The organism is Nocardioides sp. REDSEA-S30_B4, from assembly GCF_001627265.1.
Classification (GTDB): Bacteria; Actinomycetota; Actinomycetes; order Propionibacteriales; family Nocardioidaceae; genus Nocardioides.
Map to the genome: position 1 here is coordinate 1 of NZ_LUPI01000102.1, position 19,183 is coordinate 19,183.

Sequence of the window (19,183 nt, forward strand, 5' to 3'; positions counted from 1 at the left end):
CGGTCGTCGAGCTCGGGCACACGGCCCACCGCCCACCACCGGCCGCCGTGGGCTCGCAGGCAGGTGACGACGTCGATGTCGTGGTGAGTGAAGGCGCCCGCCAGCATCCGCAGCACGTCGCCGGTCCACGACGCGTGCGGGTGGAAGCCGAGCAGCACGACCCGACGGACGCCGTGCCGCAGCGCCGGCTCGACCAGGGACTCGATCATCGGCATGACCTCCTCGACGAGCGTCGGCATCTCGATGCGCGCGTGGAAGCAGCGAGGGGCACCGAAGGTCAGCATCACCACCGACTCCTCGGGGGTGAAGCCGAGCACCAGTGGCACGGTGGCGAGCAGGTCCTCGGGGGTGCGGGCGACGTAGGGGTCGGGCCGGTGGTCGGGCCGGTCGTCGGGCCGGTCGTCGGGCCGGTCGTCGGGCCGGTCGTGGGGCTGGTCGTGGGGCTGGTCGTCTGCCTGGGCGCGATGGGGTTCCATGCCCGCAGGCTGCTCGGATGCGGGCACGCGTGGGGCCCCGCGAGCGCCGGGTGTGGACGAGAGGCGCCGGAGGGGGCCCTGTGGACGCCTCGCGGGTAGCGTGCGCCGCGTGCGCGGCGAGCCCTCGGTCCTCCACCTGGACCTGGACGCGTTCTTCGCCGCCGTCGAGCAGCGCGACAAGCCCTCGCTGCGCGGCCGGCCGGTCGTGGTGGGCGGCACCGGGGGGCGCGGCGTGGGGTCGACGGCGTCGTACGAGGCCCGCCGCTACGGGGTGCGGTCGGCGATGTCGACCCGCGAGGCCCGCGCCCGCTGCCCGCACGCGGCCTTCCTGGGCGGCCGGTTCCACGCCTATCGCGAGGCGAGCCGGGCGGTGATGGCGGTGCTCCGCGAGGCGTCACCACTGGTGGAGCCGCTCTCCCTCGACGAGGCCTTCGTCGACCTCGCCGCCTCCGAGGACCCAGCACTGGCCTCGCTGGAGGTGACCGCGGTGACGGAGTACGCCGAGCTGCTGCGTGCCCGCGTCGCCGAGGCCACCGATGGGCTGACCTGCTCGGTCGGGGTCGCGACGAGCAAGTTCATGGCCAAGGTGGCCAGCGACCTCGACAAGCCCGACGGCCTGGTGGTGGTCTCCCCCGGCACCGAGCGCGAGCTGCTGCGCCCGATGAGCGTCACCGTCATCCCCGGCGTCGGCCCTGCGACCGCCGAGCGGCTGCGGCGGGTGGGGGTCCAGACCGTCGCCCAGCTCGAGGAGATCAGCGAGGAGGAGCTGGTGCGACTGGTCGGCACCGCCCACGGCACCTCGCTGTTCCACCTCGCGCGCGCCCAGGACGACCGCCCGGTCGTGGCCGAGCGCGAGGCGAAGTCGGTCAGCGTCGAGGGAACCTACGACTCCGACCTCTCCGACCTGCGGCTGATGGAGCACCTGCTGGTGCGCCAGTCGGCCGAGGTGGCGACCCGTCTGGGCAAGGCCGGGCTGTCGGGGCGCACGATCAGCATCAAGGTGCGTCTGCACGACTTCACCACCACCAGCCGGTCCTCCACCCTGCCCTCCCCGACCGACGACCCCGCCGTCATCGCGCGGGTCGTCCGCGCCCTGCTCGCCGAGCTGGCGGCCGGGGTCGACACCGGGCCCGCACTGCGAGCCGGGGTGCGCCTGCTCGGTGTCGGGGTCTCCGGGCTCGCCGACTGGGTCCAGGACGACCTCTTCGCCGGGCTCGCGGAGGACGACCCGACCGAGGAGGACGCCGCGGCCGATGCCGCGCCGCTCCCCGAGCCGCCGCGGGCGCGGGCCACCGGGTGGTCACCGGGTGCCGACGTGGTCCACGACGAGCACGGTCGCGGCTGGGTGTGGGGCTCGGGGCGCGGCGTGGTGACCGTCCGGTTCGAGACGCGCGAGAGCCCGGCCGGACCGGTCCGCTCCTTCTCCGTCGACGACCCGGCGCTGCACCGCTGGCAGCCCGTGACCGAGGACGACGAGGCCGACGAGGGCGTCAGCGAGTCCGGGTGAACCGCACCGGGTCGCCCGGCCGCAGCTGCGCGCAGCGCCAGAGGTCGGCGGACTCGACGACGGCGACCACCGGGTAGCCGCCGGTCGTCGGGTGGTCGGCGAGGAACACCACCGGCCGCCCATCCGGGGGCAGCTGCACGGCGCCCAGCACGACACCCTCCGAGGCCAGCTCGTCGGTGCGCGCACGGGGCAGCGGGTCCCCCACCAGGCGCAGCCCCACCCGGTCGGAGTCCGGGGCGCACGACCACGCACCACGCACGAGCAGGTCGACCGCGTCGCCGTCGCACCAGTCCGCCCTCGGTCCCCGGTGCAGCCGCAGCGGGCCGCCGGTCGGCGGTGCCGGGACCTCGACCGCGGCCGGCTCCCCAGCGGGTACGCCGACGGGCAGCCGGTCCCCGGTCCGCACGGGGGCCGGGCCGAGACCGGAGAGGGTGTCCGTGGAGCGCGAGCCGAGCACCGGGTCGACCACCAGGCCACCGGAGACGGCGAGGTAGCTGCGAGCCCCGCCCAGCGGCGTACCGAGGGTGAGGGGGGTGTGGGCCGGCAGCCGGACGGCACGACCGGTGGGCACCGCGCGGTCGCCGACACGCGCCGGCAGCATGGCCCCGGTCACCGCGACCCAGCGGTCCTCGTCGAGGCGGACGCCGAGCCCGCCCAGCAGTACCTCGAGGCCCGCTGCGTCGGGGCCGTTGCCCACCAGCCGCTGCGCGAGGGCGTGCGCCGGCGCGTCCAGCGCGCCCGACCGGGGGACGCCGAGGTGGGCGTGCCCGGGGCGGCCGCGGTCCTGGACCGTCACCAGCGCCCCGGTCGCGAGCACCTCGAGGGAGGCGGTCACGGACGGACCTCGCGGAAGGCGACCCGGGTGCCCGGCGCCAGCAGGGCGGGAGGCGTGCGGCGCGTGTCCCATAAGGCCACGTCGGTGCGGCCGAGCAGCCGCCACCCGCCGGGCGAGGCCGTCGGGTAGACCGCCGACCAGGTGCCGGCGAGTGCCACCGAGCCGGCCGGGACGCGCGGGCGCGGGGACTCCAGGCGCGGCACCGACCACTCATCGGGCACACCGGAGAGGTAGGCGAACCCGGGGGCGAACCCGCAGAACGCGCTGACCAGCTCCAGGGACGTGTGCCGCTCCACGACCTCGCGCACGGTGCACCCCCACACGTCCGCGACGGCCGCGAGGTCGGCACCGTCGTAGACCACAGGCACCTCCACCAGCGGTCCGTGGTCCGGGTCGGCGGTCGGGTCCCACCGCTCCACCGCTCCCGCGACGGCGGACGGCTCGGCGCCGTCGACCAGCACGGTGCACGCCCCGGGCACCACGTCGGTCGCGTCGACCTCCTCCCGCAGGTGCTCGGCCAGGGAGAGCGCCGCGGCGGCGTCGGCCACCTCCAGCAGCAGCGCGGACGGCCCACTCGCCACCATCCGGTACGCCGCTGGGCCGGTCACCCCAGCCCCTGCAGCGTCCACCCGGCCGCGACGAGCGCGCGGCGCACCTCCCGGGCGTGCTCCACCGCGCCGGGGTGATCACCGTGGACGCAGACCGAGTCCACGGTGCCGGCGAGCCCCACGGCGCGCTCGGCGATCACCGCACCGTCGGTCAGCACCGCGCCCGGACGGTCACGCGGCAGCAGGCGGCCGTCGTCGGCGTACCCGCGATCGGGGAAGCCCTCGTGCCACACCCGCCGGCCGCGCTCGGCGGCGAGCTCGAGCAGTCGCCCGGGCATCCCGAGCACCGGGAGGTCGCGGGAGCCCTCGAGCACCGCGAGCGCCTGATCCTCGTCGTCCATGGTCCGGTGGTAGAGCGCGCCGTGCGGCTTCACGTAGCGCACCAGCGTGCCCTCCTCCCCCGCGATCACCGAGAGGGTGCCGACCTGGTCGGCGACCTGCTCGCGCAGCACGGCCCGGCGCACGTCGAGCGCGACGCGGCCGAAGTTCGCACGGTCGGCGTAGGAGACCTGGGCACCCACGACGACGCTTCGAGCCGCCGCCTCGGCGCACACCGCACGCATGATCGCAGGGGTGCCCGCGTGGTAGCCGCACGCGACGTTGGCGCTGGTGACCACCGCCAGCAGGGCGGCGTCGTCGGTGACCTCCTCCCCGAGGTCGGCGTTGAGGTCCACGTGGCGCACGACCCCGAACCTAGTGCCCGGGCTCGGCCCCCGCGCGGGAGGCGTGCACCGCGCGTCTAGTGTCGCCGCATGTCCACGCCGACCCAGCCGTCGACCCAGCCCGCGCAGCCCCCGGTCGCCCCGCGCCGTCCCACGAGCCGGGAGATCCACGGCCGCACCCGCACCGACGACTTCGAGTGGCTGCGGGAGAAGGAGTCGCCGGAGGTGCTCGCGCACCTCGAGGCCGAGAACGCGTGGACCCAGGCGCGGACCGCCCACCTGGCCGACCTGCGCGCGACTATCTTCGAGGAGATCCGCACGCGCACCCGCGAGACCGACCTGTCGGTGCCGACCCGCAACCGCGGGCACTGGTACTACGGGCGCTCCTTCGCGGGCAAGGAGTACGGCGCCACCTGCCGCGTCCCCGTGGCCGACCCGGACGACTGGACCCCGCCGCGCCCGGCCGAGGACTGCGCCCCCGACCAACCGGCGCTGCCCGGCGAGGAGGTGCTGCTCGACCTCGACGCCCTGGCCGAGGGCCACGACTTCTTCTCCCTCGGCGGCGCGGCCGTCTCCCCCGACGGCACCCTGCTGGCCTACGCGACCGACGTCGTCGGCGACGAGCGCTACACGGTGCGGGTCAAGGACCTGCGCACCGGCGACCTGCTGCCCGACGTCGTGGAGGGCGTGATCGGCGGAGCGACCTGGGACCGCGCCGGGGAGCACCTCTACTACGTGACCGTCGACGAGTCCTGGCGCGCCGACAAGGTCTGGCGGCACGCGCTCGGCACCGACCAGGACGCCGACGAGCTGGTCCACCACGAGACCGACGGCCGCTTCTTCACCAGCGTCGGCCGCACCCGGTCGGACCGCTTCATGGTCGTCGCGTCGGGGTCGAAGACGACCACCGAGTACCGCCTGCTCGACGCCGACGACCCCGACCGCGGGTGGTGGGTCTTCGCCGAGCGCGAGGAGGGCGTGGAGTACTCCCTCGACCACGGCGTGCTGGGCGGGCAGGACGCCCTGCTGGTGCTGCACAACGCGACGGGCCCGGACTTCGAGCTCGGCGTCGCGCCGTGCGCACCGACCCCGCGCGCTCAGTGGCGACCGCTGATCGGCCACGACACCGCCGTACGTCTGGAGGACGTGGACGCGTTCGCGACCCACCTGGTGGTGCACCAGCGCAGCGAGGGGCTCACCCAGCTGCGCATCCTCGAGCTCGGTGGCAGCCAGGACGCGCCGGTCACCGACGACTACCTCGTCTCCTTCGACGAGGAGGTCTACACCGTCGGCGCCTCCGGCAACCCCGGCTTCCACCAGCCCACCGTCCGGCTGGGCTACACGACGATGGCCATCCCCTCGAGCATCTACGACTACGACGTGCGCGACCGCTCGCTCACGCTGCTGCGCCGCGCGCCGGTGCTCGGTGGCTACGACCCGGCCGACTACGAGGAGCACCGCCTCTGGGCCACCGCCGAGGACGGCGAGCGGATCCCCATCTCCTGGGTGGCTCGCCGCGGTGCCGTCGCCGACGGGCCCGCGCCGACGCTGCTCTACGCCTACGGCTCCTACGAGGCCTCGATGGACCCGTACTTCTCCATCGCCCGGCTCTCGCTGCTCGACCGCGGCGCCGCCTTCGCGATCGCCCACGTGCGCGGCGGCGGCGAGATGGGCCGGCGCTGGTACGACGACGGCAAGCTCATGCGCAAGCAGCACACCTTCAGCGACTTCGCCGCCTGCGCCAGGCACCTGGTCGACGTCGGCTGGGCCAGCCCGGACACGTTGGTCGGCGAGGGCGCGAGCGCCGGCGGCCTGCTCATCGGTGCGGTCGCCAACCAGGCGCCGGAGCTCTTCAGCGGCCTGGTGGCCGGCGTGCCGTTCGTCGACGCCCTCACCACGATGCTCGACTCGACCCTGCCGCTGACCGTCACCGAGTACGACGAGTGGGGCAACCCCGAGGCGGACCCGGCGGTCTACGACTACATGGCCTCCTACGCGCCGTACGACAACGTCACCGAGCAGGACTACCCGGCGATCCTGGCCGAGACCTCGCTCAACGACACCCGTGTGCTCTACGTCGAACCGGCCAAGTGGGTGGCCAAGCTGCGCGCGACCGCCCCCGACCACCGGCCCGACGTGCTGCTGCGCACCGAGATGGCGGCCGGTCACGGCGGGGTGTCGGGGCGCTACAAGTCATGGCACGACCGCTCCTTCACCCTCGCGTGGATGCTCGACCGGATGGGCCTGGCCGGCTCCTGAGCCCACCTGTTGCGCGTCTCACCCGTTCGGGCACCCATCCGCTGGACACCGGGGTGTCGAACCCCTTGCACGCGTGAGGCCCACGCAGGTGCCCTGAGAAGTGCCTGAGAGTCGGCCGACGAGGCAACTCTCGCCGGGCGTCACACGTCGAGGAGTGTGAAGGCTTCACCGGCCGGGTGGGTTTCCGCCAGGGAATCCCGGGCACCGGTGGGGCGTTGGAGAACGTGAGACGTGACCGGCGTCCACGCGCCGAAGGAGGGTTCCCATGGCCACCGCCACCCGCACCAACCGCGCGAGCACCCGTGAGATCGAGGGACGCGACAGCGTCGGCCTCTACCTCGACGAGATCGCCCGCAACGACCTGCTCGACGCCGCAGCGGAGGTGGAGCTCTCCAAGACCATCGAGGCCGGGCTGATGGCCGAGCACCTCCTCAAGGAAGGCCGGATCGGCCGCCGCAAGGGCGGTGCTCCGATGACGGCTTCCGAGGAGGAGCTCGAGTGGCTCGCGGAGGAGGGTCGCAAGGCCGTCGACACCTTCATCACCGCCAACCTGCGCCTGGTGGTCTCGATCGCCCGCAAGTACGGCCGGGCCCAGATGCCGATGCTCGACCTGATCCAGGAAGGCAACACCGGCCTGATCCGTGCGGTCGAGAAGTTCGACTACACCAAGGGCTACAAGTTCTCGACCTACGCGACCTGGTGGGTCCGCCAGGCCATCACCCGCGGCATCGCGCAGCAGGCCCGCGTGGTCCGGCTCCCCGTCCACGTCGTGGAGGAGCTCAACCAGGTCGGGGGCGCCCGCCGCACCCTCGAGCGCCAGCTCGGCCGCGAGCCGGAGCCGCAGGAGATCGCCGACGAGCTCGGCATGGACGTCGAGCGCGTGCTCGACCTCCTCTCGTGGGGTCGTGAGCACGTCTCGCTCGACACCCCCGTCGACGAGGACGGCGACACCTCGCTGGGTGACCTGATGGCCCAGGAGACCGCGCCCGGCCCGGACCTGACCGTGCTCGACGTGGAGTCCCGCGAGCGGCTCAACAACCTGGTCGGCCAGCTCGACGACCGCGCCGCCGACATCATCCGCTCCCGCTACGGGCTCACCGACGGTCGGCAGCACAAGCTCGCCGACATCGGCGCCAAGCACGGCATCTCCGCCGAGCGCGTGCGCCAGCTCGAGCGCGAGGCCCTGCAGAAGCTGCGCCGCTTCGCCGACCCCGACCTGGCCGCGGGCTCCGCCGCCTGACCTCCCCTCACCCCAGCACGCTCGACCGGTCACTCCCGGGCCCCACGCCCCGGATGGCCGGTCGACGTGCGTCCGCGACGTCTCGGCCGTGCGTGAGTGACGGGTCGGCCGTGCGCGAGTGACGGGTCGGCGGGTCAGTAGCCGTAGGCCGCCTCGCGCAACGCAGCGGAGGCGGCCTCGGCCTTCTCCACCACGCTGTCGTCGACGGGACGGTCCTGCGCGATGCGGGCCTGCCAGCGCTGCAGGGCGACGACGCGGGCCGCGGCCTCCTCGACGCGAGCACGGTCCAGGGTGCCGTCCTCCAGGGCACGGGTGATCGTCTGGTGGGCGCGGCGCGTGTCGGCGGGTATCAGCAGCAGGTCCGCCCCCGCCTGCAGCGCCTTGACCGCGAGCGCGGGGGTGCCGGCCACGGCACCCATGCCGAGGGAGTCGGTGATGGCGACGCCCTCGAAGCCGAGCTCCTCGCGCAGGTAGGCGTAGGTCTCCGGCGCGAGCGAGGAAGGTACGCCCGGAGCGATCGCCTCCACGTCGAGGTGCCCGATCATCACCGACGGCGCCCCGGCCTCGACCGCGGTCGCGAACGGAGCCAGGTCGCGGGCCTCCAGCTCGGCCAGGGTCTCGGTGAGCACCGGCAGCGTGGTGTGGGAGTCGGCGGTCGCGCCGCCGTGCCCGGGGAAGTGCTTGGTCGTGGACACGATGCCCGAGCGGTTGTAGCCGGCGACGGCCTGCTTGACGGCCGCACCCGCGAGTGCGGGGTCGTCGGAGGGGGCGCGGGAGCCGATGGTGACGTCGGCGGCGCCGATGGTCACGTCGGCGACCGGTGCGTAGACCCACGTGAAGCCCAGCAGCCGCAGCTCGAGCCCGGTGGCCAGGGCGGCGCGCTTCACCGCGACCCGGCCTCGTCGACCGGAGTCGGCGATCGCCTCACCCGCGGCGGCGAACGCCGGGAAGTCCGTCGCCACCCCGCGCAGGTGGGCCACCGAGCCACCCTCCTCGTCGACGCCGATGACGGCGGGGAAGTCGCGCCCGCTCTCGGCCACCGCATCCTCGACGGCCGCGGTGGTCGCGAGGACCTGCTGCTCGTCGACGACGTTGTCGGCGGTGACGCACACACCGGCGAGGTGCAGGTCGCGCACCAGCTCGGCCGGCACCGCGGGGTCCGTGCCCGCGTAGCGGCCGACCAGCACCTGGCCGGCCAGCTGCTCGGAGCTCCACCCGGCGACCAACGCCTCCGCGTCCTCGAGCTCACCGACCGTCGGGCCCCAGGAGAGCGGGGTGTCGGGGTCGACCGATTCCTCGGCCGACCCGGTCGCCCCGGTCGCACCGGGGGCGCTCGGCGATGCCGGGGAGGCGTCGGCCCCGCTGGTGGTCGGCTCCGGCTCGCTGGGGACCGACGAGCAGCCCACGGCGAGGGTCGAGAGGGCGGCCACGGCCGCCAGCGTCGTACGTCTCATGCGGTGAGCGGCCCGGTGAGCTCGGCGTGCACTTGGGCGACGCGGGACCGCAGGTCCTCCAGCGTGCCGGTGTTCTCGACGACGTGGGTCGCGATCGCGAGCCGCTGCTCCCGGGTGGCCTGTGCGGCGATCCGGGACTCGGCGTCCTCGAGGGTCCAGCCGCGGTCGCGGAGCATCCGCTCCACCTGGAGCTCGCGTGGCACGTCGACGACCACGACCGCGTCGAACTCCTCAGCACGCCCGGCCTCCGCGAGCAGCGGGATGTCGTGCACGACCAGCGCATCGGCGGGGGCGGACGCCTCCAGCTCGGCGTAGCGCTCGAACACGAGCGGATGCACGATGCTCTCGAGTCGACGGCGCGCGCCCTCGTCACCGAAGACGAGACGACCCATGGCCGGCCGGTCCAGCTCACCCTCGGGGGTCAGCAGTTCCTCCCCGAACTCCGCGACGACGGCGTCGAGCCCAGGCGTCCCCTTCGCGACGACCTCCCGCGCGATGGCGTCGGCATCGATCACCACCGCCCCGAGCTCGGCCAGCATGGCGGCGACGGTGCTCTTGCCCGACGCCACTCCCCCCGTGAGTCCGACCCGCATGCCCGCAGGCTAGTCGGCGCCCCTAGACGAACAGCACCAGGCCCACCAGCGCGGGCAGCAGCCCCAGCAGCAGCCACGGGGTGAGCAGCGGACGCTTGTGGATCGCCAGACCGGCCGCGACGGCCAGCACTCCGAAGGCGCCGGCGATCACCGACAGGCCGACCCGGGGTGCGGTCTGCTCCGGGTCGATGTACCAGGCAGCGATCAGCAACCCGCCGGCCAGGTGCAGGATCGTGGTGACCACCAGTGTGGACATGACCCACGTCTGGACCCGTGTCGTGCCGGCGGAGTTGATGGTGTCGCGCTGCGGGGCGTTCGGGTCCATCAGGTGACGGGCGCGGCGCGGAGCAGCGGTCCTGTCGTCGGTCGTGTCGTTCAACGCGGCTTCCCCTCTCGATCCACTTCTCGGGTGGTCGGCGGTGCCAGCCTAGGACCGGGCCGCCGGACGGTGCGCACGGGCTCAGGACGCGGCTGCCTCGTCGGGGATCTCCAGCTCGCGCACCGAGGCGATCACCTGCTCGAGAGCGCTCGCGGGCAGGGCGCCGGGCTGGGCGAAGACCAGGTGACCCTGCTTGAAGGCCATCAGCGTCGGGATCGAGGTGATCCGGGCGGCGGCGGCGAGCTCCTGCTCGGCCTCGGTGTCGACCTTGGCGAAGACGATGTCAGGGTGAGTGGTCGACGCGGCGTCGTAGACGGGTTCGAAGGCACGGCACGGCCCGCACCAGGAGGCCCAGAAGTCCACCAGGACGATCTCGTGGTCGAGCACGGTCTGCTCGAAGGTGGCGGCGGTCAGGTCGGTGGTGCTCATGGGTCCTCCATCGATCGGCGTTCGAACTAACCCCCCATGGGGTTATTTGCACAACCTCGGAGTCCGCTCCGGCATTCCCCGACGCATGGCTAGGGTCGAGCACGTGCTGCAGCTGACCCGCGAGGAGGCCCGACGGGTCGCCGTCCACGCCCAGCTCCTCTCGCTCCCCCGCCCCGACGACGTGGTCGAGGTCGTCGCCCACCTCGGGGCGCTCCAGCTGGACCCCACGAAGGCCGTCGCGCCCAGCGCGCACCTGGTGCTGTGGAGTCGGATCGGTCCCGGCTACCGGCGCATCGACCTCGACGACGCCCTCACCGACGGCCGCCTGGTGGAGATCGGCGGCATGGCCAGGGCCGTCGAACAGGCGCCACTGCACCGCGCGGTGATGGCCGCGTGGCCCGGGCCGGGCCCGCACCGGCCCTGGCACGACGAGGTCCTGGCCTGGATCGACGACAACGGCCAGTGCCATCGCGAGATCCTCGAGATGCTGCGCCAGGAGGGCCCGCTGACGGCTCCTGAGCTGCCGAGCTCGATCGTGCGTCCGTGGCGCTCGTCGGGCTGGACCGACGACAAGTCGGTGCTCAAGCTGCTCGACATGCTGGCGGCGCGCGGGGAGGTCGTGGTGGTCGGACGCGCAGGGGCGCACCGGCTGTGGGACCTCGCGGAACGCGTCCTGCCCGACGAGCCCGTGCCCCCGCTGGAGGAGGCCCTCGCGGAGCTCGGTCGTCGACGTCTCCACGCCCTCGGTGTCGCCAAGGAGCGCTCCGCGGTCTCCCCCGGCGAGCCGAACGACGTCGGCGACGCCGGCGTGCCTGCACGGATCGAGGGGGTGCGGGGCACCTGGCGGGTCGATGAGCAGCAGCTCGAGGAGATCCGCTCCGACGGCGGCTGGGCGCCGCGGACCGCACTGCTGTCCCCCCTGGACCGTCTGGTGTTCGACCGCTCGCGGATGGCGGCGCTCTTCGACTTCGACTACCAGCTGGAGATGTACAAGCCGGCCGCCCAGCGGCGCTTCGGCTACTGGGCGCTCCCCGTCCTGCACGGCGATCGGCTGGTCGGCAAGGTCGACTGCACGACCGAGCCCGCTGAGGGCGTGCTGCGCGTGGACGCCGTCCACGAGGACCACGAGTGGTCGGCAGCGGTCCGCGACGACGTCCACGCCGAGCTCGCGGACCTCGCCGGGTGGCTCGGCGTGGAGCCGCTCCTCATGCAGGGGGTACGCCGGTGAGCCCCGTCGCCCCGCACGCACGGCTGCGCCCCGGCGACCGGGTCGCGCTCCTGGTGCCGGCGACGGCGGCGTACGTCGAGACCGCACTGGCCCTCCTGACGCGCAGCGTCGTGCCGATCCCGCTCGACCCGCGGCTGACCGAGCACGAGCGCCGGCGCATCCTCGACGGGCTGGAGCCGACCGTCGTCGTCACCGACGAGGACCACCTGGCCGACCTGCTGGCCGCGCACCGGCCCGACGCCCCGATCACCGACTGGCTGCCGAGGGCCCGGCCGATGCACTGCACGAGCGGGACCACCGGCACGCCCAAGGGCGTGTGGAGCGGCCTGCTCGCCGACCAGGACGCTCACGCGCTGCTGACCGAGGAGCGCGACCTGTGGGGCTTCCGCGACGACGACGTGAACCTCGTCCTCAGCCCGCTCTACCACTCCGCGCCCCTGCGGTTCGCGATGGGGACGCTGCTCGCGGGAGGCCGGCTCGTGGTGCCCGGACCGTTCGACGTCGACGCCGTCACCGCCGCCATCGCCCGGGAGCGCCCCACCACGGCCTTCTGCGTGCCCACCCACCTGCAGCGCCTCTTCGCCCACTGGGACGAGGTGGGCACGCCGGACCTGTCGTCGTTTCGGCTGCTGGCCCATGCCGGTGCTCCGTGCCCGGACGAGGTCAAGCGGCGGCTGGTCTCGATGTTCCCGGGCACGACCTGGGAGTTCTACGGTTCGACGGAGGGGCAGTTCACCGCCTGCCGCTCCGAGGAGTGGCTCGAGCGGCCCGGGACCGTGGGACGCGCCCGGCCCGGCCGGGTGCTGAGCACCGACGAGGACGGGACGATCTGGTGCGTGGTGCCGCCGCACGCGCGCTTCAGTTACTACGGGGCGCCGCAGAAGACCGACGCCGCCTGGCGCGACACCGCCGACGGGCCGGCGTTCACGGTCGGGGACCTGGGCCGCCTCGACGACGACGGCTACCTCTACCTCGACGGGCGACGCGAGGACCTCATCATCACCGGCGGCGTCAACGTCTACCCGCTCGAGGTCGAGCAGGTGCTCCGCGAGCACCCGGCCGTCGCCGACGTCGCGGTGTACGGCGTCGACGACCCCACCTGGGGGCGGCGGGTCTGCGCGGCCGTGATCGGCGACGTCGGCGAACCCGACCTGGACGCGTGGTGCCGCGAGCACCTCGCCCCGCCGAAGCGTCCCAAGACCTGGCTGCTGGTCGACGACCTGCCGCGGACCCTCACGGGCAAGGTGCGCCGAGACCTGCTGGCCGACCGGACCGACGCCTGACCGGCCACCGCGGGTCGCAGGCCCCGGAGACGGCAGAAGGCCCGCCAGGTCGAGCCTGGCGGGCCTTCTGTGTGCTGGAGCTAGCGGGTCACTGACCGCCGGTCAGCTTCTCGCGGAGCGCCTGCAGCGCCTCGTCGGAGGCCAGCGAGCCGCTGTCGCCGGTCTCGCCCTCGTTGGAGGAGGAGTACGAGGTGGCCTCGCCGGCCTCGACCTCGGCCTTGGCGGCCTCCTGCTTCTGCTTGACGTGGGCCTCCCAGCGCTCGTGGGCCTTGGCGTAGTCCGCCTCCCACTTCGCACGCTGCTCGTCGAAGCCCTCGAGCCACTCGCCCGTCTCGGGGTCGAAGCCCTCGGGGTAGACGTAGTTGCCCTGCTCGTCGTAGGTCGCGGTCATGCCGTAGAGGGTCGGGTCGAACTCCTCCACGTCAGCGGCCGCGGCGGTGTCGTTGGCCTGCTTCAGCGACAGCGAGATCCGGCGACGCTCGAGGTCGATGTCGATGATCTTGACCATGACGTCGTCGTTGACCTGGACGACCTGCTCGGGGATCTCCACGTGGCGCTCGGCCAGCTCGGAGATGTGCACCAGGCCCTCGATGCCCTCCTCGACGCGGACGAACGAACCGAAGGGCACCAGCTTGGTGACCTTGCCCGGGACGATCTGACCGATCTGGTGGGTGCGGGCGAAGTGCTGCCAGGGGTCCTCCTGCGTCGCCTTGAGCGACAGCGACACGCGCTCGCGCTCCATGTCGACGTCGAGCACCTCGACGGTGACCTCGTCGCCGACCGCGACGACCTCGGAGGGGTGGTCGATGTGCTTCCAGGACAGCTCCGAGACGTGCACGAGGCCGTCGACGCCACCGAGGTCCACGAAGGCACCGAAGTTGACGATCGAGGACACGACACCCTTGCGGATCTGGCCCTTCTGGAGCTGGGTGAGGAAGCCGTGGCGGACCTCGGACTGGGTCTGCTCGAGCCAGGCGCGACGCGACAGGACCACGTTGTTGCGGTTCTTGTCGAGCTCGATGATCTTCGCCTCGAGCGTCTGGCCGACGTAGGGCTGCAGGTCGCGGACGCGACGCATCTCCACCAGCGAGGCCGGGAGGAAGCCGCGCAGACCGATGTCGAGGATCAGGCCGCCCTTGACGACCTCGATGACGGTGCCCTCGACGACACCGTCCTCCTCCTTGACCTGCTCGATGGTGCCCCAGGCGCGCTCGTACTGGGCGCGCTTCTTGGACAGGATCAGGCGACCCTCCTTGTCCTCCTTCTGGAGGACCAGGGCCTCGACCTTGTCGCCGACCTCGACGACCTCGTGCGGGTCGACGTCGTGCTTGATCGACAGCTCGCGCGAGGGGATGACGCCCTCGGTCTTGTAGCCGATGTCGAGCAGGACCTCGTCACGGTCCACCTTGACGATGGTGCCGTCGACGATGTCGCCGTCGTTGAAGTACTTGATGGTCTCGTCGATCGCGGCGAGGAAGTCCGCCTCCGACCCGATGTCGTTGACCGCAACCTGCGGCGCGTCGTAGTCGGGGAGAGCAGAGAGGGTCGTCATAAGGGAAGTGGTTCCTTGGATGGGCAGAAGTCGTTCGGACACGCGTCAGGGTCCGGTTCAGACGTGACGGCGGCTGGAGCGGTGTCCGTGAGGACGTCGCCGGCCACCGAGGCCGAGCCAGGTCCACTCCGTTCGGGACGCAGGCAGACCACAGGCGCGTCTGTCAGGGTACGCCGCGGCTGAGCGGGGAGTCCAACCGGCGCGGACGGGCCGGAGGAGCGACCCCTCGAGGCTCCCGGTCTAGACCGGTGGCTGGACCAGCGCATCGGACCGGGTCGGTCGGGTACGGCCAGCGTACGGTGACGTCGGTTCGACCCCTCCCACAAGGACGGCAGGACCGCCTCTCGCCGCCTCCGCAGCCCCCCGGGTGGTCCAGCTCCCTCCACCTCCGGGTCCTGTCTCCTCCGGTGCGCCGCGGTGCCTCCCCGCCATGAATCCAGGAGACATCCATGTCCACCCAGTCCTCTTCTCCCCCCACCCCCCGGCGTCGCCGCGCACTCGCCGCGGGAGTCGGTCTCTCGACCGCTGCGTTCTACACGGTGATGACCCTCGGCCGACAACATCGCGACCACCAACGACCTGATCGCGACGCTGGGTCTGGAGGAGGTGCTGCTCGACGAGCTCCTCGGCAACGTCAGCCAGTCGGCGCCGCCGGACAACGCGGCGCCCGCGACCGACTCCCTCCTCCCGACCGACGGCGGTCCGCTCGACGCGCTCGACGCGGTCCTGGACCTCGGCGTGTCCAACGCCACCGCCCACGCACGCTTCTTCGACGACGGCACCTGCCTGCCCACCTTCCCGGCGTTCACGAAGTCGCGCATCTCCACCGCTGACGCCGAGGTCCTCGGCGCCATCGGCGTCCCCGGGGCCGTCAGCGTCTCCCACGAGACCCGCCTGGTCGACAACGGCCTGCCCAACGGCGGCCGCGATGTCGTCACCGAGGTCTCCGGCAGCACCGCGACCGTGAGCATCCTCGGGGAGCCGCTCCTGGAGGTCATCACTCCCCCGGTGCTGACGGTGACCGCCGACGGCACCCCCGGCGTCGACGACGTGTCCTACACCGCCCCGGTGATCCGGCTCGCCGGCACCGGCGGCGACCTGGCGGAGTTCCCCTTCACCACGCCCGGTGAGCTCGGACAGCTCATCGAGATCTCGGTGGCCGACCCGGTGGTGGAGGTGCTGCCGACCGGGGTGCGCGCCACCGTGGCCGGAGCCATCCACCTCAAGGTCACCCTGGGCGGTCTCATCGACGTGGCCCAGGTCGACATCTTCCCGATGACCGCCGAGGCCACCGCCCCCGCGGGCGGCGTGCAGTGCGGAACCGTGGGTGACTCCGACGGTGACGGCCTCGACGACGACGTCGAGCAGGTCATCGGGACCGACCCGAACGACCCCGACACCGACGGCGACGGCACCAACGACGGCGACGAGGACTTCGACGGCGACGGCCTGACGAACGTCGAGGAGGTCACCGGCTCGGAGAACGACGGCTACGGCAACGAGCCCACCGACCTCACCGATGCCGACTCCGACGACGACGGCCTCACCGACGGCCAGGAGGTCGACCTCACCGGGACCGACCCGAACAACCCCGACACCGACGGCGACGGCACCTCCGACGCCGACGAGGACCCCGACGCCGACGACCTGACCAACCTCGAGGAGGTCACCGGCTCGGAGAACGACGACTTCGGCAACGAGCCCACCGACCCGCTGGTCGCCGACAGTGACGACGACGGCCTCACCGACGGCGAGGAGACCTCCGGCTCGGAGAACACCGGCTTCGGCAACGAGGCGACCGACCCCAACGAGGCCGACACCGACGGCGGCGGCGTGCCCGACGGCGACGAGGTCACCGCGACCCCGGCCACCGACCCGAACGACGGCTCCGACGACGTCCTGGACCCGGCCGGCGACGCGGACGGTGACGGCGTCACCAATGGCGACGAGCTCTCCGGGGACGAGAACGACCTCTACGGCAACGAGCCCACCGACCCGCGTGACCCGGACTCCGACGGGGACGGCCTCACCGACGGCCAGGAGATCTACGAGACCGGCACCGACCCCAACGAGGCCGACACCGACGGCGACGGCACCCCGGACGGCGACGAGGACCCCGACGGCGACGGCCTGACCAACCTCGAGGAGGTCAGCGGATCGGAGAACGACGACTTCGGCAACGAGCCCACGGACCCGCTCGACGCTGACACCGACGACGGGGGTGTCGACGACGGCACCGAGATCGCCGAGGGGACCGACCCCAACGACCCGGCCGACGACGTCCCGCTGGTGGACGACGACGCCGACAACGATGGCTTGACCGATGCCGAGGAGGCCCTGCTGGGGACCGACCCGACGGACCCCGACACCGATGACGACGGTCTTCTCGACGGCGAGGAGGTCGAGAACTTCGAGACCGACCCGCTGGACGCCGACACCGACGACGACTCGCTCAGCGACGGCGACGAGGTCAACGCCATCGGGACCGACCCGCTCGACCCCGACACCGACGACGACGGGCTCTCCGACGGCCGGGAGATCCGGATCGGCAGCAGCCCGCTGAAGAAGGACACCGACGGTGACCGGCTCGCGGACGGCAAGGAGGTCAAGCGCTTCGGGACCGACCCCACCAGGAAGGACACCGACCGCGACGGCCTGAAGGACAAGGTCGAGATCAAGGGGACGGCCAACAAGGCCTACGGCAAGTGCCCGACCAACCCCAAGAAGAAGGACTCCGACAAGGACGGCCTCAACGACCGCCAGGAGATCAAGCGCTACGGCACCGACCCGTGCGACAAGGACACGGACAACGGTGGCGCCAGCGACGGCAAGGAGGTCCGGGCGGGCAGCGACCCCCTCGACCCCCGCAGCACCCCGAAGCACCCCTGACGGGCGCTTCCCACCGGGGAGGGAACCCAGACCGCACCATGGCGGGGCGGGGCTCCCCTCGGGTCACCTGTGGCCCGAGGGGAGTCTAGGGAGCGTCGTCCGCCACCGCGTGCAGGTCACCGCGGCGGACCATGGCCACCAGCTGACGGTGCGCCAGGTCCGCCACCGGGTTGTCACCGCGCCTGGTGGCCAGCTCCATGACGGCCACCAGGTCCGCGGCGCGGGCGCGCTCGACCAGCGTCGCGACGTCGACCCCGCGTCGCTCGGCCACGGTGCCGAGCAGGGCGTCGACGTACGCCGGAGCCCGGTCGAACCGCAGCAGGTTGCCGAGGTCGGCCCACGGTGAGCCGGCGTGCGCGAACTCCCAGTCCAGCACGCCGCTGACGCTCACTCCCCCGTCCGTGGTGTCGGGATCGCGGACGAGCAGCACGTTCTTGGGGTTCAGGTCACCGTGCACCAGGCACGCGCCCGACGCCCCGGCCAGCACGTCGTCGGCGTGCCGGCACAGGGCGGAGAGCTCGCGGAGCTCGGAGTCGCCGAGTCCCAGGCGCGGGGCCAGGACCTCGACGAGCTCCTCGAGCAGCGCCGCGTCCCAGGGCGGTTCCCACGCCTCGATCCTCAGGGAGGCGTCGGCGAACCATCCGGCCCGCAGCTGCACGGTGCCCGCCAGCCGGGCGACGACCTCACCCAGTGCGGCCCCGGCCGCGGCGAGGCCCGGCTCGTCGAGCCGGGGCAGCAGCAGGTCACCCCGTGTGCCCGGCAGGTGCTCGGTGAGCAGCAGCCCGGGTGCACCCGAGGCGGCGTCACCGTCGCGCACCTCCACCACCGACGGCACCGGTGCACACCCGGCCAGCACCGCGGACCCGAGCGCCAGCACGGCCGCGTCGCGCGTGGGACCGTCGTGGTCGTCGGGGTCGTAGACGCGCACCACGGTGCGCTCCCCGCCGGCCTCGGCCAGGAAGGTGCGTCCCGACCAACCGCCCTCCATCGGCTCGAGCCCCGCCAACCCCGTCTGCTGCTGGTCCGACATGGGACGGATCCTCCCATCGCGTGGCGCCGGCCACGTAGCGTGCTCCCATGGCCCGTCCCCCTGCCGCGTTCGCCCTCGACGCCGCGCTGCTGCCCTGGCGGCTCGTGGTCGCCGCGACCCAGACGACCCTCCAGCTCGGCACCCTCGTCGCGCCTGACGGGCCGATCCGGCGTCCGGGCGGGTACGCCGACCTGGTGCTGCGGGTCATCGGCGAGCGCGGGTACGCCGAGCAGCTGGTCGACCTGCTGACCGACGAGGACGGCCCGATGCGACTGGCCGCGGTGGTCAACGAGCTCACCGCCCCCGACCGGCCGCTGGGCAGGATGCTGGCCCGGGACGGGGTCCTGGACCGCCTGCTCGCCGACGACGGTCCGCTGACCCGCCTCGTCGTGCGCGACGGCGTGCTCGACCGGCTGCTCGCGGCCGACGGACCGCTGGACCGCCTCCTCGGCGAGGACGGGGCGCTGGATCGGGTCGTGGCCGAGGAGGGCGTGCTCGAGCGGCTGCTGCAGCCCGGCGGCCCGGTCGACCGCCTCACCCAGCCCGGCGGGCTGCTGGAGCTGGTGCTGCGCCCCGGCGGCCTGGCCGACCGGATGCTCACCGACGACGGGTTCGTCGAGCGCCTGCTCGCCGACGGCGGCACCCTGGACCAGCTGGTGGCCCTGGGCGACACGCTGGAGTCGATCCAGCCGCGTCTGGCCGAGCTGGCCGAGATCGTGCCGACCCTGTCGACCTCCGCGGACGCGCTCCACCGCGCCG

General features: G+C 73.2%; 17 protein-coding genes. 7 read left to right on the forward strand and 10 right to left on the reverse strand.

Annotated elements, in window-relative coordinates; all coding sequences use genetic code 11:
- Positions 1–476 (reverse strand): DUF4192 family protein (locus tag A6R01_RS17525; protein ID WP_292608724.1); only part of this gene is annotated, 476 nt, incomplete at its 3' end.
- Positions 477–585: 109 nt separating this feature from the next.
- On the opposite strand from A6R01_RS17525, the gene A6R01_RS17530 reads away from it, so the two are divergent.
- On the forward strand, positions 586–1,983 hold the full coding sequence (locus A6R01_RS17530) for a DNA polymerase IV (RefSeq protein WP_292608727.1): 1,398 nt from the start codon (positions 586–588) through the stop codon (positions 1,981–1,983).
- Here the strand turns inward: A6R01_RS17530 and A6R01_RS17535 are convergent.
- Genes A6R01_RS17535 through A6R01_RS17545 form a run of 3 tightly spaced genes read right to left on the reverse strand, consistent with a single transcriptional unit; the run spans position 1,967 to position 4,109 of the window.
- Positions 1,967–2,818: a biotin-dependent carboxyltransferase family protein gene (locus A6R01_RS17535; RefSeq protein ID WP_292608730.1), complete on the reverse strand. Its 852-nt coding sequence runs from the start codon at positions 2,816–2,818 to the stop codon at positions 1,967–1,969. The genes A6R01_RS17530 and A6R01_RS17535 overlap by 17 nt on opposite strands.
- Complete coding sequence (locus A6R01_RS17540) at positions 2,815–3,426, reverse strand: allophanate hydrolase subunit 1 (protein ID WP_292608733.1); 612 nt, start codon at positions 3,424–3,426, stop codon at positions 2,815–2,817. The genes A6R01_RS17535 and A6R01_RS17540 overlap by 4 nt, the downstream gene beginning before the upstream one ends.
- Positions 3,423–4,109, reverse strand: a complete 687-nt coding sequence (locus tag A6R01_RS17545; RefSeq protein WP_292608736.1) for a 5-oxoprolinase subunit PxpA — start codon at positions 4,107–4,109, stop codon at positions 3,423–3,425. Before A6R01_RS17545 ends, A6R01_RS17540 begins: the two co-directional genes overlap by 4 nt.
- 69 nt (positions 4,110–4,178) lie before the next feature.
- Here A6R01_RS17545 and A6R01_RS17550 point away from each other — a divergent pair, with 69 nt between their 5' ends.
- Together A6R01_RS17550 and A6R01_RS17555 are read left to right on the forward strand one after the other, a co-directional pair.
- Positions 4,179–6,347, forward strand: a complete 2,169-nt coding sequence (locus A6R01_RS17550) for a S9 family peptidase (RefSeq protein ID WP_292608738.1) — start codon at positions 4,179–4,181, stop codon at positions 6,345–6,347.
- 265 nt (positions 6,348–6,612) lie between these two features.
- On the forward strand, positions 6,613–7,587 hold the full coding sequence (locus A6R01_RS17555) for a sigma-70 family RNA polymerase sigma factor (RefSeq protein ID WP_292608741.1): 975 nt from the start codon (positions 6,613–6,615) through the stop codon (positions 7,585–7,587).
- A 134-nt stretch (positions 7,588–7,721) separates the two neighbouring features.
- Here A6R01_RS17555 and A6R01_RS17560 read toward each other — a convergent pair whose 3' ends face one another.
- The 4 genes from A6R01_RS17560 to trxA all read right to left on the reverse strand — a co-directional run bounded on the left by A6R01_RS17560 (position 7,722) and on the right by trxA (position 10,442).
- Positions 7,722–9,041: a glycoside hydrolase family 3 N-terminal domain-containing protein gene (locus A6R01_RS17560; RefSeq protein ID WP_292608744.1), complete on the reverse strand. Its 1,320-nt coding sequence runs from the start codon at positions 9,039–9,041 to the stop codon at positions 7,722–7,724.
- Positions 9,038–9,634, reverse strand: a complete 597-nt coding sequence (gene coaE / locus A6R01_RS17565) for a dephospho-CoA kinase (RefSeq protein WP_292608746.1) — start codon at positions 9,632–9,634, stop codon at positions 9,038–9,040. The genes A6R01_RS17560 and coaE overlap by 4 nt, the downstream gene beginning before the upstream one ends.
- A gap of 22 nt (positions 9,635–9,656) precedes the next feature.
- The gene (locus A6R01_RS17570) at positions 9,657–10,013 is read right to left on the reverse strand and encodes a hypothetical protein (protein ID WP_292608748.1); all 357 of its coding nucleotides are present in this window, start codon (positions 10,011–10,013) and stop codon (positions 9,657–9,659) included.
- An 81-nt stretch (positions 10,014–10,094) separates the two neighbouring features.
- Positions 10,095–10,442: a thioredoxin gene (gene trxA, locus A6R01_RS17575; protein WP_292608750.1), complete on the reverse strand. Its 348-nt coding sequence runs from the start codon at positions 10,440–10,442 to the stop codon at positions 10,095–10,097.
- 103 nt (positions 10,443–10,545) lie between these two features.
- Here trxA and A6R01_RS17580 point away from each other — a divergent pair, with 103 nt between their 5' ends.
- Positions 10,546–11,670 (forward strand): crosslink repair DNA glycosylase YcaQ family protein, encoded by a 1,125-nt coding sequence (locus tag A6R01_RS17580; RefSeq protein WP_292608752.1) that lies wholly within the window; start codon positions 10,546–10,548, stop codon positions 11,668–11,670.
- On the forward strand, positions 11,667–12,953 hold the full coding sequence (locus tag A6R01_RS17585; RefSeq protein ID WP_292608754.1) for an AMP-binding protein: 1,287 nt from the start codon (positions 11,667–11,669) through the stop codon (positions 12,951–12,953). Before A6R01_RS17580 ends, A6R01_RS17585 begins: the two co-directional genes overlap by 4 nt.
- 88 nt (positions 12,954–13,041) lie before the next feature.
- Here the strand turns inward: A6R01_RS17585 and rpsA are convergent, their stop codons facing one another.
- Positions 13,042–14,505: a 30S ribosomal protein S1 gene (rpsA, locus tag A6R01_RS17590; protein ID WP_292608756.1), complete on the reverse strand. Its 1,464-nt coding sequence runs from the start codon at positions 14,503–14,505 to the stop codon at positions 13,042–13,044.
- A 606-nt stretch (positions 14,506–15,111) separates the two neighbouring features.
- Here rpsA and A6R01_RS17595 point away from each other — a divergent pair.
- Positions 15,112–17,394, forward strand: a complete 2,283-nt coding sequence (locus A6R01_RS17595; RefSeq protein WP_292608759.1) for a hypothetical protein — start codon at positions 15,112–15,114, stop codon at positions 17,392–17,394.
- Between the two features lie 85 nt (positions 17,395–17,479).
- Here A6R01_RS17595 and A6R01_RS17600 read toward each other — a convergent pair whose 3' ends face one another.
- A complete protein-coding gene (locus A6R01_RS17600) occupies positions 17,480–18,424 on the reverse strand; it encodes a phosphotransferase (protein WP_292608763.1) in 945 nt (314 codons plus the stop codon).
- A gap of 47 nt (positions 18,425–18,471) precedes the next feature.
- On the opposite strand from A6R01_RS17600, the gene A6R01_RS17605 reads away from it, so the two are divergent.
- Positions 18,472–19,183 (forward strand): hypothetical protein (locus A6R01_RS17605; protein WP_292608766.1); only part of this gene is annotated, 712 nt, incomplete at its 3' end.